This is a genomic window from Marinobacterium rhizophilum DSM 18822 (assembly GCF_000378045.1).
In the GTDB taxonomy this organism is placed as follows: domain Bacteria; phylum Pseudomonadota; class Gammaproteobacteria; order Pseudomonadales; family Balneatricaceae; genus Marinobacterium_A; species Marinobacterium_A rhizophilum.
In genome coordinates this window covers 243,931-269,663 of record NZ_KB899089.1, presented here as the reverse complement: position 1 = coordinate 269,663, position 25,733 = coordinate 243,931, and the positions used below count along the sequence as shown (strand labels likewise).

19 protein-coding genes and 2 tRNA genes are annotated in these 25,733 nt (G+C 62.0%); 12 read left to right on the top strand and 9 right to left on the bottom strand.

All coding sequences use genetic code 11. The features are described from left to right. Positions 1–19: 19 nt before the first annotated feature. A complete protein-coding gene (locus F451_RS0101245; RefSeq protein ID WP_020679527.1) occupies positions 20–2,404 on the top strand; it encodes a Lon protease family protein in 2,385 nt (794 codons plus the stop codon). Positions 2,405–2,436: 32 nt separating this feature from the next. Here F451_RS0101245 and F451_RS0101240 read toward each other — a convergent pair whose 3' ends face one another. From F451_RS0101240 to F451_RS0101225, 4 genes are all read right to left on the bottom strand, one after another. Further along, complete coding sequence (locus tag F451_RS0101240) at positions 2,437–3,567, bottom strand: DUF1513 domain-containing protein (protein WP_020679526.1); 1,131 nt, start codon at positions 3,565–3,567, stop codon at positions 2,437–2,439. Between the two features lie 92 nt (positions 3,568–3,659). Continuing rightward, positions 3,660–4,745 carry an imelysin family protein gene (locus tag F451_RS0101235; RefSeq protein ID WP_020679525.1) on the bottom strand — a complete coding sequence of 362 codons (1,086 nt, stop codon included), beginning with the start codon at positions 4,743–4,745 and terminating at the stop codon, positions 3,660–3,662. Beyond that, positions 4,746–6,182, bottom strand: a complete 1,437-nt coding sequence (locus F451_RS0101230; protein WP_020679524.1) for a di-heme oxidoreductase family protein — start codon at positions 6,180–6,182, stop codon at positions 4,746–4,748. Between the two features lie 58 nt (positions 6,183–6,240). Next, positions 6,241–7,533 carry an imelysin family protein gene (locus F451_RS0101225; protein WP_020679523.1) on the bottom strand — a complete coding sequence of 431 codons (1,293 nt, stop codon included), beginning with the start codon at positions 7,531–7,533 and terminating at the stop codon, positions 6,241–6,243. A 482-nt stretch (positions 7,534–8,015) separates the two neighbouring features. Here F451_RS0101225 and F451_RS0101220 point away from each other — a divergent pair, with 482 nt between their 5' ends. The 4 genes from F451_RS0101220 to F451_RS0101205 all read left to right on the top strand — a co-directional run bounded on the left by F451_RS0101220 (position 8,016) and on the right by F451_RS0101205 (position 16,031). After that, entirely contained in the window at positions 8,016–9,626 is a 1,611-nt protein-coding gene (locus F451_RS0101220) for a di-heme-cytochrome C peroxidase (protein ID WP_020679522.1), read from the top strand. Positions 9,627–9,664: 38 nt separating this feature from the next. Further along, a complete protein-coding gene (locus F451_RS0101215) occupies positions 9,665–11,986 on the top strand; it encodes a di-heme-cytochrome C peroxidase (protein ID WP_020679521.1) in 2,322 nt (773 codons plus the stop codon). Further along, positions 11,983–14,082: a patatin-like phospholipase family protein gene (locus F451_RS0101210; RefSeq protein WP_020679520.1), complete on the top strand. Its 2,100-nt coding sequence runs from the start codon at positions 11,983–11,985 to the stop codon at positions 14,080–14,082. Before F451_RS0101215 ends, F451_RS0101210 begins: the two co-directional genes overlap by 4 nt. 131 nt (positions 14,083–14,213) lie before the next feature. Beyond that, complete coding sequence (locus F451_RS0101205) at positions 14,214–16,031, top strand: diguanylate cyclase (protein ID WP_020679519.1); 1,818 nt, start codon at positions 14,214–14,216, stop codon at positions 16,029–16,031. A 7-nt stretch (positions 16,032–16,038) separates the two neighbouring features. On the opposite strand, the gene F451_RS0101200 is transcribed toward F451_RS0101205, so the two are convergent. Next, on the bottom strand, positions 16,039–16,587 hold the full coding sequence (locus tag F451_RS0101200) for a gamma carbonic anhydrase family protein (protein ID WP_020679518.1): 549 nt from the start codon (positions 16,585–16,587) through the stop codon (positions 16,039–16,041). Between the two features lie 101 nt (positions 16,588–16,688). On the opposite strand from F451_RS0101200, the gene prlC reads away from it, so the two are divergent. From prlC to F451_RS0101185, 3 genes are read left to right on the top strand one after another with little or no spacing between them, the layout of a single operon-like run. Continuing rightward, complete coding sequence (gene prlC / locus F451_RS0101195; RefSeq protein ID WP_020679517.1) at positions 16,689–18,713, top strand: oligopeptidase A; 2,025 nt, start codon at positions 16,689–16,691, stop codon at positions 18,711–18,713. 29 nt (positions 18,714–18,742) lie between these two features. Continuing rightward, positions 18,743–19,000, top strand: coding sequence for a YheV family putative zinc ribbon protein (locus F451_RS0101190; protein WP_020679516.1), 258 nt, complete (start codon positions 18,743–18,745; stop codon positions 18,998–19,000). After that, positions 18,997–19,599, top strand: coding sequence for a DNA-3-methyladenine glycosylase I (locus F451_RS0101185; protein ID WP_020679515.1), 603 nt, complete (start codon positions 18,997–18,999; stop codon positions 19,597–19,599). Before F451_RS0101190 ends, F451_RS0101185 begins: the two co-directional genes overlap by 4 nt. A gap of 36 nt (positions 19,600–19,635) precedes the next feature. On the opposite strand, the gene F451_RS0101180 is transcribed toward F451_RS0101185, so the two are convergent. Genes F451_RS0101180 through F451_RS0101165 form a run of 4 tightly spaced genes read right to left on the bottom strand, consistent with a single transcriptional unit; the run spans position 19,636 to position 23,066 of the window. Further along, positions 19,636–20,976 (bottom strand): MATE family efflux transporter, encoded by a 1,341-nt coding sequence (locus tag F451_RS0101180; RefSeq protein WP_020679514.1) that lies wholly within the window; start codon positions 20,974–20,976, stop codon positions 19,636–19,638. Further along, a complete protein-coding gene (gene znuB / locus F451_RS0101175; RefSeq protein ID WP_020679513.1) occupies positions 20,973–21,776 on the bottom strand; it encodes a zinc ABC transporter permease subunit ZnuB in 804 nt (267 codons plus the stop codon). The genes F451_RS0101180 and znuB overlap by 4 nt, the downstream gene beginning before the upstream one ends. Then, entirely contained in the window at positions 21,769–22,557 is a 789-nt protein-coding gene (znuC, locus tag F451_RS0101170; protein ID WP_020679512.1) for a zinc ABC transporter ATP-binding protein ZnuC, read from the bottom strand. The genes znuB and znuC overlap by 8 nt, the downstream gene beginning before the upstream one ends. Then, positions 22,554–23,066 (bottom strand): Fur family transcriptional regulator, encoded by a 513-nt coding sequence (locus tag F451_RS0101165; protein WP_020679511.1) that lies wholly within the window; start codon positions 23,064–23,066, stop codon positions 22,554–22,556. The genes znuC and F451_RS0101165 overlap by 4 nt, the downstream gene beginning before the upstream one ends. A gap of 66 nt (positions 23,067–23,132) precedes the next feature. Between F451_RS0101165 and znuA the strand changes: the two genes are divergently transcribed. The 4 genes from znuA (at position 23,133) to F451_RS0101145 (ending at position 25,623) form a co-directional block, all read left to right on the top strand. Beyond that, positions 23,133–24,077 (top strand): zinc ABC transporter substrate-binding protein ZnuA, encoded by a 945-nt coding sequence (gene znuA / locus F451_RS0101160; protein ID WP_026291408.1) that lies wholly within the window; start codon positions 23,133–23,135, stop codon positions 24,075–24,077. Positions 24,078–24,143: 66 nt separating this feature from the next. Next, positions 24,144–24,230: transfer RNA gene (locus F451_RS0101155), tRNA-Leu, on the top strand. A 94-nt stretch (positions 24,231–24,324) separates the two neighbouring features. Next, a tRNA-Leu gene (locus tag F451_RS0101150) sits at positions 24,325–24,411 on the top strand. 282 nt (positions 24,412–24,693) lie between these two features. Then, positions 24,694–25,623 carry a LysR family transcriptional regulator gene (locus F451_RS0101145; RefSeq protein WP_020679509.1) on the top strand — a complete coding sequence of 310 codons (930 nt, stop codon included), beginning with the start codon at positions 24,694–24,696 and terminating at the stop codon, positions 25,621–25,623. Positions 25,624–25,733: the final 110 nt, after the last annotated feature.

Here is a 25,733-nt window from a genome sequence, read left to right as displayed (position 1 = left end):
GCCCCGGTGGAGTTGTTGCATGGAAAAGCTGAAGCCGTTACCGCCAGAAGCTCTTTATCGTACCTGCGAAGCAGACCTGCTGCCCTTTCGTACCACCGAGACGCTGGAGCCCTTTAGCGGCTTTTTCGGTCAGGAACGCGCCATTGAGGCGATGGAGTTTGGCATCGGCATGCGCCGCCCAGGCTACAACCTTTTCGTGATGGGTAATCCCCACACCGGTCGTTTTTCCTTTGCCATGGAAAGTCTGCGCAGCGTGGCGAAAAAGGAGCGTAACCGGCTCAAGGACTGGTGCTACCTGAACAACCTGTCGGATTCACGCTATCCCCAGGTGATGGAATTTCCCGCCGGCAAGGCCAATCTATTCCGCAAGGATATCGGGCGCATGATCGAGGCTGCGCTGACCGAGCTGCCGGCCGCCTTTGAAAATCCGGGTTATCAGCGCCAGAAAAGTCGTATTGAGCGTGACTTCAATCGCCGTTACGACCAGGCGATCGAGGAAGTGGAGCGCCAGGCCCGTGACCACAGCATTGCGCTGTTTCGGGAATCCGGCAGCATTGGTTTCATGCCCGTGGCCGATGGCCAGGCCATGGATGAAGCCGCCTTTTCGCTGTTGCCGGAAGCTGAGCGCGACACCTTCACCCGTGCCATCGCCCAGCTGGAAGACTACCTCAACGACAGCCTGACGGAGTTGCCGAAATGGCGTCGCGAGGCCGCCGAGCTGATGCGCCGGTTGGACCGGGAAACTGCCCTGCACGCCGTCGCGCCGCTGATTCAGCCACTGAAGGAAAAATACGCCAATGTGTCCGGTGTGCCTGAATATCTGACCCGGATGGAAATCAGCCTGGTGCGCAACAGTGGCGAAATTGCCGGTGACGACAAGGCGCTCGAGTCGTCGGAGGCGACGCGCAAGTCCTACATGGAGGACATCTACGGTGTGAACCTGCTGGTGGATAACGGCAAGACCAAGGGCGCACCGGTCATCCATGAAAGCCATCCCAACTATGAGAACCTGTTCGGGCGCATCGAGTACAACTCGGACATGGGGGCCATGGTCACCAACTTTACCCTGATTCGCCCCGGTGCCCTGCACCGCGCCAATGGCGGCTACCTGGTGCTCGAAGCGGAAAAACTGCTGGAGCAGCCCTATGTGTACGGCGCACTGAAGCGTGCGCTCAAGGCCCACGAGATTCGCATCGAGAATCCGGTCAGCGAGTACACCGGCATCAGCACCATTACGCTGAGCCCGCAGCCGATTCCGCTGAAGGTAAAGGTGGTTCTGATTGGTGGTCGGGATATGTATTACCTGCTGCAGGAAATGGATCAGGACTTTGAAAAGATGTTCCGCGTGGTGGTCGATTTCGACGAGGATGTGGAGCGCAAGCCTTCGACCATTCGCAACTATTCACGCCTGCTGAAAACCCTGGCCGATGAAGAGGGCCTGGCGCCCCTGACGAGGCGCGCGGTGGCGCGGCTGGTGGAGCACAGCTCGCGCCTGGCCGCGGACCAGGAACTGCTGTCGGCCCATATCGGCGAGCTGGTGGACTTGCTGTGCGAGGCGGACTACAAGCGCGTGAAGGCCGGCGATGAACTGATCAACGACCGGCACGTCGAAACGGCGCTGGTGGCGAAGGAAAACCGTACCGGTCGCCTGTCACAGAAAATCCTGGAAAGCATTCTGAACCAGACGGTACTGATCGACACTCAGGGCGAGGCGGTGGGCAAGTCCAATGGCCTTACCGTACTGCAGGTGGGTGACGTGTCCTTCGGTACGCCGGCACGCATAACGGCCACGGTCCATCCGGGCAACCGGGGGATTATCGATATCGAGCGTGAGGTGGCGCTTGGGCAGCCGATTCACTCCAAGGGGGTACTGATTCTGTCGGGTTACCTGGGGCACAAGTACGCCCAGGACTTCCCGCTGACCCTGTCGGCCAGCATCGCGCTGGAGCAGTCCTACGGTTATGTCGATGGCGATAGTGCATCCCTGGCGGAAATCTGCACCCTGATTTCGGCGCTGACCCATATTCCTATTCTGCAGCAGTACGCCATTACCGGCTCCATCAACCAGTATGGCGAGGTACAGGCTATTGGTGGCGTGAACGAGAAGATCGAGGGCTTCTTCAAGCTGTGCGCGACCCGGGGCCTGAACGGGCAACAGGGGGCCGTGATTCCGCGGGCCAACGTGCGCAACCTGATGCTGAAGAAGGAAGTCACCGATGCCGTTCACGAAGGCAAGTTCCATATCTATGCCGTCGATACCGTGGACCAGTGTCTCGAAGTGCTGATGGGGCGCAGTGCCGGCAAGACCAAGGCCGACGGCACCTTCACGCAGCGCAGTGTCAACCATGCGGTGACCAAGCGGCTGCGTGAGATCGCCGCGGCCAAGGCGTCCAAGGATAGCTAGCGGGCCCTGTCCGCCTCTGGCTTTCGTGCCGTTCAGGTCACCTGAATGGCACAGAGGTGGTTATCCCACGACAGGCGACTCAGTCGCATATCCTGTATCAGGCGCTCGCGGAGTCCGTCGCGCGGATACAGCAGGTAGACCTGGCCGGTACCGCTGCTGGCAATAAACTCGCCGGGCGTTGCGGTGGCGGCGATGCCACAGCCATCGCGCACCTCCAGGCGGGTCAGATACGCGTTTTGCTCTATGTCCCAGAACGTGATCAGGTTGCCGCGCGGTGCGCTCACCGCGGCAATCTTACCGCTGCTGTCGATCCGGGCGCTGCCGCAGTACTGTGACATCTGCCGGTTTATGGCATCGGGGGCACTCAGGGCCTGCAGCGCCTGGCCGCGCCGGTGCAGTGCGACCAGTGGCTGCCGGTCCGCCGGGTTGCCTTCATATTGCATGGCGATCGCCACTGTCCCGTCGGGGCTGATATCCATGTGACGGATACTCAGCTGGTGCTGCTCCGGCGCCAAAAACCACTGTTCACTGATCTCGCCACCGTCCAGTTTCAGGTAGGCCAGCGACGGCTGCATGCTATCGAGATTGACCTTCTGGCGCCCTTCCGTGCGAATGCCGCCGTTGGCGACGATGACCTCGTCGCCGGCGTGGCTGAGCAGCAGCTCATGGGGGCCGACACCACCGCTGCTGAACTCGTTCACAAGCTTGAATCCATTCAGGGCGTCGCGAATGCTAATGCGCCCTTCTCCCTGCGGCAGCGCGTTTTCCGTGGCGATCAGCCAGCGACCGTCGGGGCTGAACAGCGCATGGCCGAAGAAAACCCGGTTGGCGGCAGGTTCAATACGCTTGACCAGGGCCTGGCTGTGATAATCCACCACATCGATATAGGCGCCGGGCCGCCTGGCGACAACAGCGACCCAGGGCTGGTGCGGATGGGCGGCCACATGGTGTGCCCGGGCGGGCAGCCTGTGACGCAGGCGCAATGCCCCATCGGTATCGCTGATCACCAGCCAGTGCTGTTGCCGGCTATCGGTGGCGGCGCTGGCCAGCAGCCAGCTCTGCGCTTCTGGCGCGCGCTGCAGCACCGGTTGCGCCAGCAGGTTGGGAGTGGCCAGCAGCCCGGTCAGGAGCAGGCTGAACTGGCGTCGATCAATGCCCGTCATGGCGGCAGTACCTTGGTGATGCCTTGAAGACTGGCAGAGCTGCGGCGACGCCGGCGCAACTTTGGCCCGGCAGCCGGTTGAACGGGCACAGGTCAGTCGCCGTCACGGCTGTTGAATCCCAGTTGCGCGTTAATGCTTGGCATGGCGTTGTAGAGTGCTTCATCCAGCGCCTTCAGGGTGACTGAAACCGCACGCAGCTGGGCGTAGGTACTGGCATTCTGCAATGCCGGGGCGAAGTCGTCGGGCATGCCCTCGAGCTGGCTGCGGGCCTGGCTGAAGAGCGCGCCGATCTCGTCCGCCTCTGCAGTGGCGCCCTGCTCGCGCAGGATAAGATCCAGGTTTACCCCACCGCCTGAGTAGAGTTCCTGCAGTGCTTCCAGGTTGGTGGCAATGCTGCGCAGGGACTGGCCGCTGCGCCAGTTTTCGGCGCGTTTCAGGCGGGCGCTGGCCTGATCCTTACCCAGGACGTTCAGCAGCTTGCCGTCGCGGATAACGTCAATCGACTGTACCAGCGAGCGCAACAAATCCAGGCTGAGGTCCGGCAGGTCCGAGGGTGCGGCTTCGTCGTCGTCAGTGCCCTCCTGGGTGCTGATCGATTGAGTCTGCCATTCGCTGTACAGCGCCTGCGCCGTCTTTGCGAGCGTCGCGCTGATGGCGCTGGCCAGTGCACAGGCGTTGGGCTGCTGCTGCAGTGTTTGCAGTGCGCCCTTATCGTAGAACAGGCGCTCCAGTGCCGGGAAACCCTTGATCGATACGCTGGCATGGCGGAAGAACTCGGCGTCGTAGGTGCCGGCAGTCGGGCCTTGTAATGCATCGTTGAGCTGGCGCCCGATGATGCCCTTGCGGTCGGGCCAGAACTGGATGTCATAGTTGCGCATCAGCAGCTGGACGGGGCCAAACTGCACGTGCTGAATGCCCTGCCAGGCCTGCAAGCTGTTTTCAAAGGCGTGCTGAACATCGGCAAAATCGTCGCTGTTGCGAGCCTGGCACCAGTGCGCGGTGGTCTCGGCCAGCGTCTGACTTTGCTGCGCGAGTTGCTGGTAGCGGGGTTGAACGTGCTGGCTGATGGCGCTGCCATTGAAGGCATCCCAGTCGATGACCGGCGCTGCCTGCGTGATGCCTGCGAGGAGCACACCGGAGCTGGCCAGCAGTTGGCCGAGCCGTGTGAGATTGTGCATTTAGAGTGACTCCAGAAAGCGTATCAGTTGAGTGCGCTGGTCAGTCGGCATGGCAATGAACCGATCTCGCGCGGCGCTGGCTTCGCCGCCGTGCCAGAGCACCGCTTCGAGCAGGTTGCGGGCGCGGCCGTCGTGTAGAAAGTAGTTGTGCCCGCTGACCGCCCGGGTTTGTCCGATACCCCAGAGCGGCGCGGTGCGCCATTCGCGGCCATTGGCGGCGAATTCCGGCCGGTGGTCGGCCAGGCCTTCGCCCATGTCGTGTAACAGCAGGTCACTGTAGGGCCAGATCGATTGCTGACTCAGCGCCGGCAAGCCGGGGTTGTCAGCCGTCACGAAGTGGGGCCTGTGGCAACGGGCGCAGCCGCTATCGTTAAACAGGCGCTTGCCAGCCAGTATTTCCGGGTCGGCGGCATTCGGGCGTGGCGTGACGGCAATATGGCGGCTGTAGAATAGCAGCCAGTCGAGCATTTGCTGTGAGGCTTCCAGTCCGCCCTGAGCCTCGGTGTTGCCGTTGGGCGCCTGCAGGCAGGTCGTCTGTTGTGGGCTGCAATCACCACTGGCGCCCGGAATCATGGCATTGCCAATGCCGATATCGCCCTGCAGCGCGCTGCTGTTCTGTTGCGCCAGGCTTGGGCTGCCGGCCTTCCAGCCAAACCGTCCCAGGGCGGTTGTCTGGCGTGCCTGATCCCACACCCGGTTAGGACGCCCGGAGATGCCATCGCCGTCGAGATCCTTTGGGTCAGCCAGGCTGAGAATATCGGCTTCGGAGATCTGCTCCAGCAGACCGAGGCCCGGCATGGGGGGCGCGATGCGCGCAGAGACCTGCAGGTCGGGGTGCAACGGGCCATAGGCGGGCTGCAGAATTTGATAACGCGGGCTGCGCAGCCAGGCGTCGCCGCCATCGGCCAGCGCGACACGCTGTTCCTCATAACTCACCTGCAGCTGGCCTTCCGCCTCCATGCCAGGCACTGCGAAGGTCTGCAGCTGGGTGCCGTACACCGGCTCCGGCACTACGCCGCGCTGTTGCTGGGTCGAGAGGTCGGCGGTGCTGCGCGGCGCAATGCTAAGGCGCAGGAACAGTGAGACGCTGTTGTCATTTGGGGTTTCGGGCGGGCGCCCGCGGCCGTTTTTCAGGTGGCAGCGTTCGCAGGAACGCGCGTTGTACAACGGGCCCAGGCCATCACTGGCGGTCGTGGACGAGGGGGACGATACCCACAGCTTGCGAAAAATAGCCCGCCCGAGGGCAAAGGTCATTTTATCGTCAAACGCGATATTGGCCGCACTGTGCGAGAACGCATCGGCTGATACCGGCCCCACCCGGGTATGGGTGGTTGCACCACCGGGGTACGCCTCGCCAGGCTGAGGCCCGTCGGCACTTGCCGTGGCCAGCAGGGGTGTGCCGAGCAGCAGTACAGCTGTAAAAAGACAACGTATCATGGATTTACCGTGCGCCCCGGCGGTGGCCGCCGAGGCGCATTATGCTGTGCCGGCGTGACTACTGGGCCTGCACGGCGGCAGGGTTATCAAGGCTGTCGGAGCCCTCGACATTGACCTGACCCAGCTCAAGGCGCGCTATCACTTCCTCGGTGACGCGTGTCTGTGCCACCAGGGCGTCGACAAAGGCCTGGATGCGCGCACCGCCGGCCGTATTGCCCGGTGCGATCATGACATCGTAGGGCTCGCCCGCCGCTGCGGAGTCAACCATGGCCTGGGCGGCCTGTTGCGTCTGTTCCAGGTGCTGACGCAGGTTCTGGTCCAGTTCGGGTTCAACGCTGGCCACCAAGGCCGACAGCGAAGGCCCCTGCATCAGGGTGCCGTCGATGCGGCTGTATGTGCCAAGGTAAACGTTCTGGATGCCTTTGGCGTCGTAGTAGTGTGACCAGTGGGTGTTGTCCGAAAAGCAATCGTGTTCTTCTTCGGGGTCGTGCAGCATCAGGCCAAGCTTGGTGCGCTCGCCGGCCAACTCGCCGTAGGCCAGGCTGCCCATGCCCGTGGTGATGGTGGCCAGGCCTTCAGTGGTCGGTTTGCTGGTGAGCTCGGTGCGCGCGGCGCCGCCGGCCTTCCAGTTGGCCACCATTTCTTCGAGATCCTGAACCAGCAATGCACTGGCAGCGCTAAGATAGTTGCCTCGACGGTCGCAATGGCCGCCCGTGCAGTTGTCGGTGTCGTAATCCGTGGCGGGTCTTTCACCGGCCCCCGGAGCCATACCGTTCAGGTCCTGGCCCCACAGCAGAAACTCAATGGCGTGGTAACCCGTGGCAACGTTGGACTCAACGCCGTCGATTTCATGCAGTGAAGTAGACAGCAGTTCGGGTGTAATCTGGCTTGCATCCAGCGTGCGACCGCCGATCTCGAGGCTCGGGTTGGCAATGATGTTGGCGGCGTAGAAGGGGTTTTCGTCCGATTCCTCGCCGTAGCTGTCCGTGGCGACATAATCGATCAGGCCTTCGTCCAGTGGCCAGGCATTAACGCGGCCTTCCCAGTCGTCCACGATGGCGTTGCCAAAGCGAAAGGCTTCTGACTGCTGGTAGGGCACGCGGGCGGCAATCCAGGCGCTGCGGGCCGCCTGCAGGGTTTGTTCACTGGGTGAGCTGATCAGCGTTTCGACGGCGCTGTGCAGTTCGCGGGCGCGGGTCAGGGCATCGCTGTAGGTTGCCAGGGCAAGGTCTGCATAGTGGCTTACGACGGCCTGCGATTCCACCGGGGCGGTGCTCTGGGCAGCCAGTACCGGCGTTGCGCCCAGCATGCAGGCCAGCGAAAGGGACATCAGGGTGCGTTTGAAAGACATGGTGCTTGTTCCCGGCTCAGCGAATATTGAGGCAAATGCTAAACGTAATAAGAACTGTTATCAACTATGTTTTTTACTTGAGGACTCATGGTCAGGGTGCGCGAAAGCGGCCTGAAGTGTTGATATCGAGGCACAATAGCGTCAATTCTGTCCTCATTGGTCAATCAGTAAGCTCTGCAGCGCCTCGTTTTGCTGTGTTGGCGGGCGCTCGCGTGGAGCATGCAAAGCGCGGCACACCGCTGTACGTTCGATATCCTGCGTATGATGGCAATCCAGCTGATCGACGCATTCACGAAAAGATTGAACGCTTGTTTCAGCTCTGCGAGACTTTGAGGCCTGGCAGCCAGTACGGCACGGCGATGCCCCGCATCCATGCGCGCAACCCTGTTCTTAGCGCAACCCTGTTCCTAAAGGGTGCCTGCAGGAAGCCGAAGACTTATTGGGATTCACTTCACAGATTTCCAAACCACCAGGGACGGACGATGAGCAAAACAAGAAAAGCGATCCTGAGTGTTGTGTGCAGCCTCTCCCTGGTGCCGGCCGTTGTCATGGCGGGTACCGCCCCGTCGCCAGTCTTGCTGGACCAGGGGTGGGATGCGGCGGCGCGGGAGGAGGTGCACCACCTGAGCTTTGGCTCACGCATCGTCCCATACGCCTGGCTGCTGCACCTCGAGCGCAGCGACAGCACCGAGCTGCTGCGCAGCGATGCCAACCTGGGCGGCCTGGGCTTTATTCCAACCGGCGCCAGCGCTGCAAACCCCGATGCGTTGCCGATCGGCTTCAGCCGAACCACAGACAGTGACGGCGAGCCCTGGGCGGGCCTCACCTGCGCCGCCTGTCACACCGGTGCACTGAGCCACCAGGGTCAGGAGGTATTAATCGAGGGCGGTGCGGCACTGATCGACTTCAGTGCCATGGAGCTGGCACTGACCGATGCCATTACGGCGACCCTTGGGGATGCCCAGAAGTTTTCCAGCTTCGCCGCCCGTGTACAGCCGTCTGATGAAGCTGCTCTTCGAGCACAGCTGGAGCAGCGCCTTGCCTACCTGCAAGAGCGCCAGCGTATGAATTCGTCCGCAACACCTTATGGCCACGGCCGCCTCGATGCCTTCGGACAGATCTTCAATACGGTCGCCGTGGAGTTGCTCGGTGTTCCAGACAATGCAAGACCGGCGAATGCCCCGGTCAGCTTCCCCTTCCTGTGGGGGGCCCCGCACCTGGACCTGGTGCAGTGGAACGGTTCGGCGCCAAACCAGGCGCCGGGGCCGCTGGTTCAGAACGTTACCACCGCACTGGCTGTGTATGGCACCGCAAACCTGAAGGACCATTCGGGGACCGCGGGCTATTCCAGCTCGGTCGAGCTCCTCAACCTTGGAACCCTGCAGGACCACTTCTACCATCTGCAATCGCCCCGCTGGCCGGACGCGGTGTTCGGGCCGCTGGATGAGACGCTGCGCCTGAGCGGTGAGACGCTGTACCGCGACAATTGCCTGCAATGTCATGCCTTTAGTGATCGTACGCAGGCAGATCGCGAGCTGCGCGCGACCCTGGTGCCGCTGGCCGATATCGGCACTGATGCCACCATGGCGCGCAATTTCATCGACGCCACCGCCGCCACCGGGGTGCTCGAAGGACGTCACCAGATGGTACTGGCCGGTACGTCGTTTGGCGCCAGGGCCAGCACCGTAGACCTGGTTGTCCACGCCGCGATTGGCGCGACGCTACGCCATCCGCTGGACGCCGTTCGCGCGTCCATCGAGAGCTATCACAAGGTCTATAGCGCGCAGGTCAGCAGCAATCCCGAATTTTACAAGGCCCGCCCGCTGAGCGGGGTCTGGGCGACGGCGCCCTACCTGCACAACGGTTCCGTACCGAACCTGCACGCTCTGCTGCTGCCGGCCGAGCAACGCCCGGCGAGCTTCGGGCTGGGCAGCCGGGTGTTCGACCCGGTAAAGGTGGGTTACGTGGATGATGCCGGTGGCGACCGTTTCGACACCGCTCTTGCGGCGAACGGCAATGGCGGTCACCTGTACGGCACCCGCCTGAGCGAAGACGAGCGCATGGCCCTGATCGAGTACTTGAAAGGACTCTGATCACGCCCCCTGAAGCAACTGACTTGGCTGGTAATAATATGAAAAGAAGAAATACCCCGGGGTCTCTGAGTATCACGGCCCGCCTCTGGCTGCTGACCGGCTGGATTCTGAAACGGCTGCTGTTGCTGTCGCTGGTACTGGTGCTGGTGGCGGTGGGCGCCTTTGCCTGGTATGTGCTCTGGCCGACGCAGTCGATTGCGCCGCTGGAGCCCACCGACGAGCTGGTTTACCTCGACCAGGGCTGGAGCAGCGACGACCGCCAGACCTACTATTACACGCCCCAGGGGACGTCCATGCCCCAGGGCGCAAGCCGCGGTGCGGTACGCTACGACTGGTTCGTGCATCTGCGCCTGCCCTTCTCCGAGCAGCGTTTTGCCGATCCCGAGCACCTGCGCCGTTATCGCTTCCTGGTGGATCCTGCGCCAACACCGCAAAACCCCGATTTGCTGCCGGTTGGCTTCACGCGGCACTTCGACACGCTGATCGGTGATGAGGTGCTCGATATCACCTGCGCAGCCTGTCACAGCGGCCAGCTGCACTACACCCAGGGCGGCAAAAACTATGCCCTGCGTATCGACGGCGGCCAGGCAATGCATGCCCTCACCGACAGTGCCCGCGGGCAGTTTGCGCCAATGCTGCTGGCCTCGCTCGCCTATACCGCGGTCAATCCGTTCAAGTTCGACCAGTTCGCCCGCGACGTGCTGGGCAGTCGCTATCCCGCCGGCAAGGCGCAGCTGCGCAGCAACCTCTGGACCTCGTTGCAGCATTTTCTCAGCGACCCGCAGAACAACCCGGTCAAGCACCTCTATCCGGTTGAAGAGGGTTACGGCCGGACCGATGCCCTGGGGCGTATTGGCAACACGGTGTTCGGCGATCACCTGATTCCTGCAAACCTGCAGGTCGGTGCGGCACCGGTCAGTTATCCCTACCTGTGGAATATCTGGAAGTTCGACTGGGTACAATACAATGGTTCAGTGGCACAACCGCTGGCGCGCAATATCGGCGAAGCGCTGGGCGTCGGTGCACGCGTGCCGCTGCTGAGCGATACCGGGGCGCCGCTGCCCGCCAGCGAACGGTTTCGCAGCTCCGTGCGGGTGCCGGACCTGGTACGAATCGAGGGCCGCCTGCAGGCGCTGGAACCGCCGGTCTGGCCGGAGGCGGTTTTCGGGCCAGTCGATCGAGGGCTGGCGCTTACCGGCCGCACTCTCTTTGTCGAGCACTGCCAGAGCTGCCATGGCCCCCACAGCGTGACGCCCGCCCGCCAGCAGGCATCGGCGCCGCTCAAGCCGTCGCCGTCGCTGGAATGGCGTATTGAGGTGCTGCCGCTCGAGCACATTGGTACCGACCCCGCCGCCGCCCGCGGCTTCCTTGAGCGACACTACGACCTCAGCCCCACGGGGCTCACCGACGCAGACCTGGAAAGCGCAATGCAGCCGTTACTGTACCGGCAGCTGATCCGTGAGGTGCGCTACCGCCTGCACGAAGTGATCCGGCTGCGTGAGCAGCAGGCACTGCCGCTGGGCGAGCTGCCACTGCTGCTCGCCGCGTATCCGTCGGACTCCGCCGAGGTACAGATTCCACAGCCGACCTTTAATGCCATCGGCCGTGCACTGGCGGCACTGCCGGGCGCGCTGCCCAAGGTCCCCGATGCCGCAACCGGCGTGGTGGACCCCCTCGAGTGTGATCTCGACTGTCAGACAGTGGCGCTGCTGTGGAACCTGGCCCACGGCCGCAGCAAGGCCGACGCCGCCCTTGATGCGCTCGACGTTCGCCGCCTGACCGAAGGCGAGGCGCTGGGCGTCACCGGTATCCTGATCAAGGACCGTTACTACCAGGATTACGCTATCGGCTTTGAACAGCAGCAATGCCTGGAAGGCTTCGGCACCCTTGACTTGCCGCAGCAGATCGCCGGCTACAAACCCCGCCCGCTGGCCGGCGTATGGGCCACTCCGCCGTTCCTGCACAACGGATCGGTGCCGACGATCGATCAGCTGCTGTCGCCGCCAGAATCCCGCGACGCACGCTTCCTGCTGGGGCCTCGCGAGTACGATCCTGAGCATCTCGGTTACCTGGTGATCAATGACGCCGCGGCCACCGGCGAGGAGCATGGCTTCTGGTTCGACACCTCGCTCGAGGGCAACGGCAACGGTGGTCATGCCTTTGTCGCCGATGCTGAGCTCTGGTCCCGTCACCAGGCGGCGCCTGACGCCAACCCGCTGCCGTCCGGCGTCATCGGGCCCCTGCTGAGTCAGCACCAGAAAATGGCGCTGCTGGAGTACTTGAAGATCCACCGCGACAGCCCGGCAACGCCGGCAGACTTTCGAGCGAGTGACTGTGGCCTGGCGGAAGTGGCGCGATGAACGACAGTGTGCGCCCGCCCGCACCGCAGGCTTCGAGTTACACCCGCGACTTCGAGACGGTACAGCAAGAAGAGCGGCAATGGATCACGCAGCGGCGCCGGGCCACCGGCACCGTGGCGGACGATGCGCCGGTGGTCGGGCTGGCACTGTCCGGTGGTGGCATCCGCTCGGCGACCTTCAACCTCGGTATCCTGCAGGCACTGTCGCGGCGCGGGCTGCTGCCGCAGGTCGACTACCTGTCATCGGTTTCCGGCGGCGGCTATATCGCCTCCTGTCTGAGCTGGCTGCGCAGCCATTTTCCGCAGCGCCAGCACCGGGTACTCGGTTCCATGCCGCTGGCCGATGGCGGCGGCACCGTGCTGGATTGGCTGCGGGCCCACGGCAACTACCTGATCAACGGTCAGGGCTTTTCCGGCTGGACCCTGGGGGGCGCAATCCTGGCCGGCACCCTGCTGAACCTGATCGTGTTGCTGCCGTTGATGATCGGGCTGGTGGCGCTGGCCAGTGCCAGCTGGATCGACCGGGACTGGCCGGCCTGGTTACACCTGCCGGGTGCCGGGGTGATTGCCGGACACGACGGTTTCATGCTGCTGCTCTGGGCAGGACCGCTTTGCCTGGGACTCTACCTGGCCGTGATGCTGCTGTTTGCCCTCTGCTCCTCACCGGTGCTGGAACGGCGCCTGCCGCTGGACAGGCTGCGTACCGCGATGGGTTCCCTGCTCGCCGCGTCGGTCATCACGACCGGTATCGGACTGTTGCCGGTATTCACCGGGCTGGAAGAGATGGTGCTGCACTATTTCAATCACCAGGGCGCGGCCGACCTGAGCCGTCACCTGACGTACCTGGTGCCGATTCTGACGGGCGTGCTGTCGATCCGGGCCGCCCGCGATAGCCGTGTCCGCACCGGCCGCTTTGCGGTCTTGGGACTGTCGCTGCTCTTCTACGGCCTGCTGACGCTGCTGTATCACCTGACAGCCCACACCGCACTGCTCGCCTCGCCCCTGTTCCACGCCTGGCTGCCAATGTCGCTGATGCTGGCGCTGATCTGCAATATCAATTCGTTGTCGCTGCACAGTTACTACCGTGGCCGGCTCGCGCATGCCTACCTGCCGGCTGTCGCCGGCGGGGATGCGCCCAGCGCCGACCCGCTGCACTTTCGGCTCGCCGATATCCGGCCCGACAGCGGCACGCCGCTGCACCTGATCAACTGCACGCTGAATACCAGCAGTTCCAGCCAGGAAAAACTGCGTAGCCGGCGCGGCGAGTCGCTGGTGCTGAGTCCGCTGTACTGCGGCTCGAGCGTCACGGGTTTCCGCCTCAGTCGCGACTATCTCGGCGGCAGCCTGAGCCTTTCGACGGCCTTTGCGGTATCCGGCGCGGCGGTGGATCCCAACACCTATGCCACCAGCTCCCGTGCGCTTAGCTTCCTGATGACACTGCTGAATCTGCGCCTGGGTTACTGGACCCGCAACCCCTGCGCCGACAGTGCACGTGGCTGGCTGCCCGGCTGGTACCGCTACATGTTCAGGGAATTGACAGGCCGGGGGCTGGCGGAAACCGAACCCGATATCCACCTGTCCGATGGCGGGCATTTCGATAACCTGGGGCTTTACGAGCTGGTGCGCCGCCGCTGTCGCTATATTATCGTCAGTGACGCCGGCGCGGACCCGGACGGTACCCTGTTCGATCTGGGGCGTGCGATCCAGCGGGTGCGGGCGGATTTCGGCGCCGAGATCCTGCTGGGAACAGAGCCGCTGGACTCGGCTGAGCCGCCGGCACGGCGGGCTTATCTGCATGGCCGCATACGCTACGCCGATGGCTCGAACGGAGAGATCCTGTATATCAAGACCTCGTTGCGCGCGAATCTCAGCGCCGATATCTATGCCTACTGGCGGGCCAATCCGAGCTTCCCGAATCAGACCACGACCGACCAGTTTTTTGACGAAATGCAATTCGACAGTTACCGCCAGCTCGGACTTGAGGTGATGGCCGGTTTGCTTGACGATGGCATCGAGACCGTTGAAGCGCTTTTCTCCCGTCTGCAGGCTGCTGATATTGTTGATAAATCGGTAGCATCGGTGCCATCAAGCGGCTAGATTAGAGTGCAATTCTATTGCTTTCGGCCCAGGGAGCGGACCGTACGTTTCGATCATTTGCTGCGCAGGGCGGGAGTTGCCGCCACGCCTCGGCAAGGAGCGCTGTCGCTACGGCTGCGTACTCAGGCCTGATGAAATTCGCTCAGATATCCAGAACGCTGATACCGGCGCAGCTGTGCCGTGTGCTGTTACTGCTGTGCGCATTCGCCACCGGCCTGATGCCGGGGCTTGTCCATGCAGAGACCGGCGCAGCGGCGCCGGCCCTGCTCGTGCAGGATCTCACGCGGGTCAAGCTCACGCCCTATCTGGAATTGCTCGAGGATCCCGGCGGCACCCTGAGCTTCGAGGACATTCGAGGCCCGGATAATGCGCAACGGTTCGAGAGCCTTGGGCAGCAGTCGCCCAATTTCGGCTTCACCGATTCTGCCTGGTGGGTCCGCTTGCGCCTGGATAATCCTGGCGACAAGGCGGTTTCGACCATCATTCGGCAGGACTATCCGCTGATCGACCGGCTCGACTTCTGGTCGACCGATGCCGAGGGCCGCTGGCAGCAGGTGGCCACCGGTGACCGCTTGCCGTTCGACACTCGGCCCATTAACAATCGTGCCTTTCTGTTCCCCGTCGAAGTGCCACCGCTTGGTGAAAGCACCTATTACCTGCGCTTTGAAACACAGGGGGCGATGAACATCGGGCTCTTTGCCCACGGTTCCAATGATCTGGTCGATCTGATATCCACCGAATACCTGGCGTTGGGGGTCTATTACGGCGGCTTTATCGTGCTGCTGATATACAACCTGATCATGTTCGTGACGGTCCGTGAGCGCGCTTTTGCCCACTACCTGCTGTACGTGCTCAGCTATGGGCTGTACATGTCGGTACACAACGGCCTGAGCTTCCAGTATCTCTGGCCCGGCAACACCTGGCTGGCAAACCAGAGCCTGCTGCTGTTGCTGGCGCTGTCGTTGCTGGGGTGCATCCGTTTTACCCGGACCATTCTGTCATCCGCTTCGCTGGCGCCGACCTCGGACCGGATCGCTGCGCTGATGGAACTCTGCATGGTGGCTGCCTTCCTGGTGACGCCCTTCCTGAGCTATCGCTCCCTGATCGTGCCGATGTCCGTGGCGACGGCAGTGATCTGCCTGCATATGCTGCTGATGGGCAGTATCACGCTGTGGCGGGGATCACGACCGGCGCGCTATTACATGGTGGCGTTCACTGCCCTGCTGGGCGGCGTGCTGGCGTACATGCTCAAGACGTTCGGACTGCTGCCGCACAACGATATTACCCAGAATGCGTTCCAGATTGGCTCACTGCTGGAGATGGTGCTGCTGAGCCTGGCGGTGGGAAGCCGCATCAATGAACTGCGTCAGCGCGGCTACATCGATGCCCTCACGCAGCTGCATAACCGGCGCTACTTCAATGACCAGGTCGCATCGGAGTTCTACCGTGCGCGCCGGCGCAAGCTGCCGCTGTCGCTGGTGGTGCTCGATATAGACAATTTCAAGACGTTCAACGACCGCTACGGTCATGCCCAGGGTGACCTGGCGCTGAAGGCCGTGGCACGGACCCTGGCGACCAGCCTGCGCAAACCCAATTGCCCCTGCCGTTACGGTGGTGAGGAGTTCGTGGTGATCCTGCCGAACACCACCGAAGCCCAGGTGGCGGTGCTGGCCGAGCGCATTCGCCGTGAAATCGAGCAGTCGACGGCGGCAAGCTTCAAGCTGACCGTCAGCGTCGGCCATGCGACCCTGGACGACTCGAATTTCGGCAACCCGCTGGACCTGTTCGTGGCCGCGGATTTCGCCCTCTATGCCGCCAAGGAGGGTGGACGGAACCGGGTGGTTGATTACCGCAGCTGTGAATCAAAGCGCAAGGAAGACGGCCCTGGCCCGTCACAAGATGCGCAGAGCCCGCTCGATCGGCCCGCGTTGGAGCGCCAGCCGCGCTGAGCCTTTGTCAGGGAGCCTGGCTGTAGGGCTCCTGCAGGTGCTGATCCTTGAGGCGCACATAGTTGCCGGCCGAGTAAGTGAAGAAGGCCATTTCCTTCTCGTTCAGCGGGCGCACCTGCCTGGCGGGCCGGCCGACATACAGGAAGCCACTTTGCAGTGTCTTGCCCGGCGGCACCAGGCTGCCGGCGCCCAGGACGACCTCATCTTCAATGACGGCACCGTCCATCACCATGGAGCCCATGCCAATCAGTATGCGGTTACCGATGGTACAGCCGTGCAGCATCGCCTGGTGGCCTACGGTCACATCGTCGCCGATCAGCAGCGGGAAGCCGTCGGGGTTGAAGGGGCCGGCATGGGTTATGTGCAGTACCGAACCATCCTGAATACTGGTGCGCGCGCCGATGCGGATACGGTGCATGTCGGCGCGTACGACCACGAGGGGCCAGATGGAGGCATCGTCACCGATCTCCACGTCGCCAAGTACCACGGCGCTGGGGTCGACGAAGACACGTTCGCCGAGCAATGGTGTCGTTCCCTGATAACTGCGAATCTTCATGCTGCCTACCTGTCGAAAGCCTGTTGAAATCCTCTACGCGCCCCCCATTGTATAATGACAGCCATGTTTTGGCCCCCGTCACGCCCTGGAGATTCGATCGAATGAGCAACCCGCTGCTGCAGCAACCCGAACTGCCGACTTTCAGTGCCATCAAGCCCGAAAACGTGGAGCCGGCGATCGACGAGTTGCTCAGTCGCAACCGTGCCGGCATCAACGCACTGTGCGAGAACGCGGCGGCGCCAGACTGGAAAGACCTGGTCGCGCCACTGGAACAGCTTAACGATGATCTCTCCCGGGCCTGGTCGCCGGTGTCGCACATGAACTCCGTGGTGAATGGCGATGCCCTGCGCCAGGCCTACAATGCCTGCCTGCCCAAGCTGTCCCAGTACTGGACCGAGCTGGGACAGAACCAGCAACTGTTTGAAGCTTTCAGCCACCTGTCCGAGCATGACCAGACGCTGGATGGCCCGCAGCGCAAAGTGGTATCCAATACCCTGCGGGATTTCCGTCTCTCCGGTATCGCCTTGCCGCCCGAAGGCCAGCAGCGTTACGCCGAGCTGCAGCAAAAGCTGTCCTTGCTGACGACCCGTTTCTCCGAGAATGTACTCGATGCGACCAATGCCTGGAGCCTGCTCATTACCGATGAGGCGCAGCTGGCCGGGTTGCCCGAGATGGCGCTGGCCGGTGCCAGGCAGGCCGCCGAGGCCCGCGAGCAGCGGGGCTGGCTGCTGACGCTGGATTTCCCGTCCTATTTCGCCGTGGTGACCTACGCCGATGACCGCAACCTGCGCCGGCAGCTTTACCATGCCTACGTGACCCGGGCCTCGGAGCTCGGCGCTGATGCGAAGTGGGACAATACCCAGCTGATCAACGATATTCTGGCGTTGCGCCATGAACTTGCCCAGCTGCTGGGCTTTGCCAACTATGCCGAATATTCGCTGGCGACCAAGATGGCGGAATCGACCGACCAGGTGGTCGGCTTCCTGCAGGATCTGGCCATCCGTGCCCGCCCGGCGGCGCAGCAGGATTACCGTGAACTGTGTGATTTCGCCCGCGAACAGCATGGCCTGGAGAAGCTTGAAGCCTGGGATGTCGCCTATTACAGCGAAAAGCTCAAGCAGGCCCGTTACGACGTTTCCCAGGAGGCGCTGCGGCCCTACTTCCCCATGCCCCGGGTGCTGAATGGACTGTTCCAGGTGGCGGGCCGGCTGTTCGACATTCAGATTGAAGAGGTTGAGGAATTTGACCGCTGGCACGCGGATGCGCGCCTGTTCAACGTCATGCGCAACGGTGAGCGCCTGGCGAGCTTCTACCTGGATCCCTATGCCCGTGACAACAAGCGCGGCGGTGCCTGGATGGATACCTGCCGGATTCGCCGCCGCCTGCCCGACGGTACGCTGCAGCTGCCGATTGCCTACCTGGTGTGCAACTTCACGCCGGCGGTGGGCAAGGATCCTGCACTGCTGACGCATAATGAAGTGACCACCCTGTTCCATGAGTTTGGCCATGGCCTGCATCACATGCTGACCCAGATTGAGTATGCTGACGTCAGCGGTATCAACGGGGTGGCCTGGGATGCGGTGGAGCTGCCGAGTCAGTTCATGGAAAACTGGTGCTGGGAGCCTGAAGCGCTGGCCCTGATCTCGGGTCATTACCAGACCGGCGAGGTGCTGCCCAAGGCCCTGCTCGACAAGATGCTGGCGGCGAAAAATTTCCAGTCGGCCCTGTTCATGGTGCGCCAGCTGGAGTTTTCACTGTTTGATTTCCTGTTGCATCGTGACTTCGAGCCCGGCGTCACCAGCGTGCAGCAGCTGCTGGATGAGGTGCGCGCGCAGGTATCCGTTGTACCGGTGGCCGAATTCAACCGCTTCCAGCACAGTTTCAGCCATATCTTTGCCGGCGGTTATGCGGCTGGTTACTATAGCTACAAGTGGGCCGAAGTGTTGTCGGCGGATGCCTTTTCCCGCTTCGAGGAAGAAGGTATTTTCAGCGCCCGGGCCGGTGCCGATTTCTGCAGCAATATACTGGAAATGGGCGGCTCGCGTGAGCCGATGGAGCTGTTTGTCGCCTTCCGCGGACGCGAGCCCAGTGTCGATGCGCTGCTGCGCCATGCCGGCATCGTCTAATCAATGCGCGACCAACCAGGCAGGAAACTATGACTGTGATCAAACGCTTTATCGCCGGCGCGGTCTGTCCGCGCTGCGGCCAGATGGACTGCCTGCGGATGTATCGGGACGACACCCGTGAATATCGCGAATGCGTGCGGTGTGATTTTGAGGACACCCAGCGGCTGGACGGCACGCCAGAGCCAAAGGAACTCGAAACCCGCGTCAATCAGGCCAAGCCGGTGCTTGACGCCGGAGAGCGACCGATTCGTTTTGTGCCCAACCCGGTCAAGAGCAACGACAAGTGACCACGCCAGCGGCCACAGCGACCTGTGCCTGGGCACTTAACAGCGCGCTTGAAATCGACTACCACGATACTGAATGGGGCCGGCCGCAGACGGATGACCGGGTACTGTTCGAGTTTCTGCTGCTGGAAGGCGCCCAGGCGGGGCTGAGCTGGCGTACGGTGCTGGAAAAGCGCGACGGTTACCGCCGCCACTTCCTGAATTTCGACCCGGCCCGGGTGGCGGCACTGGAACCGGGTGACATCGAGGCCATGCTGGCGGATCCCGGGGTGATCCGGCATCGTGGCAAGCTCGAAAGCGCTGTTGGCAATGCGCGCATCTTGCTGGAACTGCAGGCCAGGCATGGCAGCTTCGCCCGTTTCATTTGGCAGTTTACCGATGGCAAACCGTTGCAGGGCCAGCGTGAAAACATGGGGCAGATTCCGGCTCAGACGCCGGAATCCCAGCGTATGTCCAAGGAGCTGAAACGCCTGGGCATGCGCTTTGTCGGCCCCACCATCTGCTATGCCTACATGCAGGCGGTGGGCATGGTAAACGATCATCTCGTTGACTGCCCCTGCCACGCCGCGTGCCGCGAAGAGGCCAGGGCACTGTCCCTGTAAGATGCGCCTCGCGGCTCTCCAGGGCCGTGCGGGTTGTCAGGTTATCCACAGGCGCTGGCGACACAGGCGTCGGTATACATAGCCGCCGGTGATTCCCCGCGCCAGGAACAGGCCCATGAACGCGAGCCAGAGGCCCTGATTGCCGAGCCCCTGCAGCAGCCACCAGAGTGGCAGGTAGACGCACAGTACCGAGATGATCATGGTGTTCTGCATGGCGCGCACCTGGGTGGTGCCGATAAAGATGCCGTCCAGCAGGAAGCTCCAGACCCCGACCAGTGGCAACAGGATGATCCAGGGCAGGAAGTCGATCGCCAGGGCGCGCACCGGCTCGATGTCGGTCAGGAGACCGATGATCTGCTCCCCCCCCAGCCAGAACAGCAGGCTGAACATCAGTGACGTCAGCAGCGACCAGATCAGCGCCGTAAACACCGTATCGTAAAAGCGGTCGAGCCGGCGCTGGCCAATGGCGCGTCCGGTGAGTGCCTCGGTAGCGTGGGCAAAACCATCCAGACCATGGGAAATCAGCAGCAGAAAGTTCAGCAGCACGGCATTGGCGGACAGCGTCAGGGTACCCATGCGGGCGCCCTGGCTGGTGAAAAAGGCAAAGGACAGCAGCAATAGCAGTGTGCGGACGAAGAGGTAGCGATTGACGCGCAGCAGCTCGACGTAATCCGGCAGGTGTCTCAGGCTTCGCCGGTCGAGCGCTCCTGCGGTACGGCGCAGAATGGGCTTTGTCAGGTACAGCCCCAGCCCCAGCGACAGGTACTCCGAGCAGACGGTGGCCAGCGCTACGCCGTCGGCATGCATGCCAAGACCATAGACTGCCAGCAGGTCCAGCAGCATGTTGGTGACATTGGTGACGAGCAGCAACAGCAGCGGAATACGGGTGTTCTGGTTGCCCAGGAACCAGCCCAGCAGGGCGTAGTTGCACAGTACCGCGGGTGCGCCAAAAATCCGGATCCAGGCATAGCGTTCGGCTTCGGCGGTCACCAGGTCACCGGCGTCCATCAGCGACAGTGCCAGCGCCACCAAAGGCCGGTGCAACAGTATCAGGAGCAGTCCGAGCGCTGCGCCGAGCACCATGGAGCGGGCCAGCAACAGACGAATCTGAGCACCGTCTTCGCGCCCCTGGGCCTGGGCGGTCAGTCCCGTGGTCCCCATGCGCAGAAATCCGAAGGCCCAGAACAGGGTGGTGAAGATCGTGCTGCCGATCGCCACGGCGCCCAGGTAATGGCTTTCGGGCAGGTGGCCGATCACGGCGGTGTCCACCAGCCCCAGCAAGGGCACGGTAATGTTGCTCAGGATCATGGGCCAGGCCAGCTGCCAGATGCGCTGGTGGTCAAGCGCAGAGGGCCAGCGCAGACGGTAGGGGTTCATCCGGCGCGAGCACCCGTTTGGCGTAGCGGCAGGCTGTAGAGCAACAGAAATTCAGCCAGGGCGGCAACGACCACCGAAGGGCCCGCGGGCGTATCCCAGCGCCAGGACGCGGCGAGCCCTGCGACGACCGCAAGGCAGCCCAGTAACGCGGCCAGACAGGCCATCTGCTCGGGTGTACGGGACAGGCGCCTGGCAGCGGCCGCCGGAATGATCAGCAGGGAGGTGATCAGCAGAATGCCGACGATCTTCATGGCCGCGGCGATGACCACCGCGATCAGCAACATCAGTGTCAGTCGCAGCCGTGCCACCGGTATGCCTTCCACCTGGGCCAGTTCTTCATTGATGGTAATGGCCAGGAGTCCATCCCACAGGCGCCACAGCAACAGCAGAACCAGGGCTCCACCGCCAAATATCCAGTAAATATCCTGCGTCGTAATGGCCAGCAGGTCACCGAACAGGTAGGCCAGCAGGTCGACCCTCACGTTGTCCAGCAGGGCAATGGCGACGAGTCCGAGAGACAGCGTACTGTGGGCCATGATGCCGAGCAGGGTGTCGGTGGCGACCAGCCGCTGACGCTGCAATGCGACCAGCAGCAGCGCCAGCAGCACGCAACTGGCCACCACCGCGAGGTTCAGGTTGATCTGGAATACAAAGCCCAGCGCCACGCCCAGCAGCGCCGAGTGCGCCAGGGTGTCGCCGAAGTACGCCATGCGGCGCCAGACCACGAAAGAGCCGAGCGGACCTGCAATGATGGCCACACCCAGGCCGCCGACCAGGGCATACAGCAGAAAGTCATCCATGGGGCTCTTCTCTTTTTGCGCCGGCGTGGGCCGGTTGGACGACATCACCGTGCACATTGTGGACATGGTTGTGGTGATGGCTGTAGAGCGCCAGGTTCTCGGCACCGGGTACACCGAACATCTCGATAAATGTCGGATCCGTGCTGACCTGCTCGGGATGGCCGGAGCAACAGACATGGCGGTTCATGCACACCACATGGTCGGTTGACGACATCACCAGGTGCAGGTCATGGGAGATCATCAGAACGCCACAGCCGCGCTGATCGCGAATGCGGGCGATCAGCTTGTAGAGTTCGATCTGACCGTTGATGTCCACACCCTGTACGGGTTCGTCCAGCACCAGCAGCGTCGGGTCCTGCAACAGCGCCCGGGCCAGCAGTACGCGCTGGGTTTCGCCCCCCGACAGGCTGTGAATCGACTGTTTCAGCAGCTTGAGCGCACCGACATCGGCCAGCGCCTTTTCCAGTGACGCGTTGTCGCGGCTGCGGGCGGTTTGCAGGAAGCGCTCAACGGTCAGCGGAAAGGTCTGGTCGATATGCAGTTTTTGCGGCATGTAGCCGATGCGCAGGTCTGGTTCGCGCCAGACACTGCCGCTGCTGGGTTTTATCAGCCCGAGAACGACCCGGACCAGGGTGGTTTTGCCAGCGCCGTTGGGCCCGATCAGGGTGGTAATGCAGTTGCGGTGCAGCTCCAGGGATATGTTCTGCAGCACATGGTTGCGCCCGAAGCGGACGTTGATACTTTCGAGCCTGGCCAGGTGCTGGTGTGCGTGCGTGCTCATTCGGGCTCTCGCTGTGCAGGGCTCGGGTCATTGCTTTGGCAGTTGGGGCACAGGCCGACAACTTCAACGGTTTCCTGCTCGATGATGAACCCCAGGTGTGCGGCGCTGTTGTGAATGGCGTTCTGTACCGGGGCGGACTCAAGCTCCACGGTACTGTTGCACGCGCGGCAGATCAAAAAGCAACCCTGGTGCGATGGGCCCGGGTGCGGGCAGCCGATAAAAGCATTCAGGGAGCTTATGCGGTGTACCAGCCCCTGCGTCTGCAGGAAATCCAGCGCACGGTAGACTGTCGGCGGCGCCGAGTTGAAGCCCGCGTCGGCCAGGGCTGGCAGCAGTTCATACGCGCCCAGCGGCTTGTGACTTTTCCAGATCAGTTGCAGCACCAGTTCGCGAATCGGCGTCAGGCGCTGCTTGCGTTCAGCGCAGAGACCGCGGGCTTTTTTCAGCGCTTCATGGATGCAGTGATCATGATCATGCTCGGGCTGAAATGATAAGGGTTGCTTGCTCATGGTTTCGCACTGGTTATGTTTTGTTATAGTGTAACTTAAATTATCCCTTGATGGATCCTGGAAGCCATGTCGTTGCGTAAAATTTTAATGTTGTCTGGTCTTGTTTTGCCGCTGCTGGCTGCGCCTGTCCAGGCGTTGCAGGTGGTGGCCAGTGTCAAGCCGCTGCAATTGCTCAGTGCCGCCCTGCTGGATGGCATCAGCGAGCCCCGCTTGCTGGTGCCCACCGATGCGTCGGTGCACAACTACGTCCTCAAACCGTCCGACATGCGTGGCCTGGCCGCGGCTGATCTGGTTATCTGGGTCGGTCCGGAGCTCGAACTGTTTCTCGAAAAGGCGCTGAATAAGACCGATGCCCGCATTCTCCAGCTAAGTACAGCAGAGGTCGCGGACTCTGAGCACGAGCACGAGCACGAGCACGAGCACGAAGATGAGCACGGTGAAGAGCACGACGATCATGTCGCCGGGCACGAATCGGAAGCTGGGCATCAGCACGCCGTGGATGCCCACCTTTGGATGGATCCGGAGCTGATGCTGGCCGCTGCACAGCGCATGCAGACGATCTTGACGGAGATCGCACCGGAGGAGGGAGCAAGAATTGCGGCCAACTATGCCCGCTTTGCCGCGTCGCTGCAGGCACAGGATGCGCAGTTGCGCAGGCAGCTGGCGCCGCTGTCGAGGCAGGGTTTCTTCGTGTTTCATGATGCCTATGGGCGTTTTGTCGACCACTACGGCCTGAATCAGCTGGGCTACTTTACCGTTGATCCTGCCCGCTCTCCCGGCGCGCGCCGCCTGAGCGATATTCGCCAGCAACTGCAGGCCCGCGAAGCGGTTTGTGTGTTTAGTGAGCCGCAGTTTCGCGCCAATGTGGTCAACAGCGTCACGCAGGGTACCGGCGTGCGTCACGGCGAGCTGGATCCGCTGGCCAGAGGCATAGAACCGGGCCCCGATGCCTATGTCGAATATCTCACGAGCGTTGCAAAGTCGTTTTCAGACTGTTTAACGCCTGAATAATAAATATTTTCATCTGAGGGCTTCACAAGGCAAAAAACCGTCTATATAATTCGCCCCACTTTCGTCGCAGATGTGGTGGAATTGGTAGACACGCTAGCTTCAGGTGCTAGTGCTCGAAAGGGCGTGGGAGTTCGAGTCTCCCCATCTGCACCACTCAACGGCCAGTCCTTGAGCGGTGCAGATTGCGAACCACGAAAGTAACCGCAAGACCGAAAAGAGCGTGCTCTCGTTAAAAAGCACAACCGATGCAGATGTGGTGGAATTGGTAGACACGCTAGCTTCAGGTGCTAGTGCTCGAAAGGGCGTGGGAGTTCGAGTCTCCCCATCTGCACCACTTGCTCCGACCAGGAGCGTGGTGCAGAACTTCGGTTATCCTCTTGGCATTTCCTGTTACACCCCCTTCCCGTTTTAAACAATTTTATGTTTCAACGTACGCCGTACATCCGCGTGTGCGACCTCTGTCCGTTCGTCATCCGTTTTCTTTGTGTTTACGTTCATTTTCCGGCTTTAAGCCACCGCTTCGCTCGCGCTACGCCATACCTCTTTCCTCCCTATAAAGTATTCGGTAGATTTCTGCGGTATTGTTCCAATTAACTTATGGCTTATCGTTGGATTCATGAATACCAAACAGCTCACGGCCTTTCGAGCCATTATGCAGCACGGCTCCATGAGCGATGCTGCGCGCCGTCTTGACGTATCACAGCCGGCTATCTCGCGCCTGATCCGGGACCTGGAGCAGGATCTGGGCTTTAGCCTGTTTGAGCGGCGCAATAGCCGGGTGTACGCAACGGCCGCCGCACGGGCGTTCTACCGCCAGGTAAAGCATCACTTCAGTGGGCTCGAACGGCTGGCGCAGTCGGCGGACCAGATTCGGCTGATGAAAAGTGGCAGTCTGCGTATCGGTGCCATACCCGCCCTGGCTCAGACGGTGTTGCCAGGCATCATCGCAGGCTTTCGCCGGGGCCGAGACGATCTGGCCATCAGCCTGGGTGCCTATGAAACCGATGAGCTGCTGGCGCGGGTGGCTGGTCATCAGTTTGATATTGCACTGGTTGAGTTACCCGCAGACACGACTGCTGTCCAGTCGGGATCGGCTTATCGTACCGAGCGGGTATGCATTGCACCCGCAGGTCATCAATTTACCCACAGTTCCGTCGTGCGGGTCGAAGATCTGGAGCGCGAGCCCTTTATCAACGTGGGCAGCCCGGACTCGGCCTGGTATCAGCACACAGAACGGTTGCTGCGCGATTGTCTGGTCCGCCCCGATGAGACCATGGGGGTGGAGCGGCCTGCGCTTGCACCTGCGCTGGTGCGTGAAGGGCTGGGCGTGGCGCTGGTGGATCCATTCAGCGCGCTTTTGCTACCGCCCGACGCTGTACTGGTGCGCCCGTTCGAGCCGGCGTTGCCCTACTGTATCGGCTTTGTGCAACCTCCAGGGTATGAGCAGACGCCGCTGGAGCAGGCATTTATAGACAGCTTCGAAGCCGGTGTCGGACGCTCGGCCACGCTGCAACCGATCGAACCTGACGAGGCCGCAGTGGTCTGACAAGCGGGCTCTTCGGTGCATGTCATCCATTATTTGTGCGCCTGCGTAAAGAAAGGTTAAGCGCACTGCGCCACTGTACGGAATCCCTTATGCTGTTAACTTTACGGACA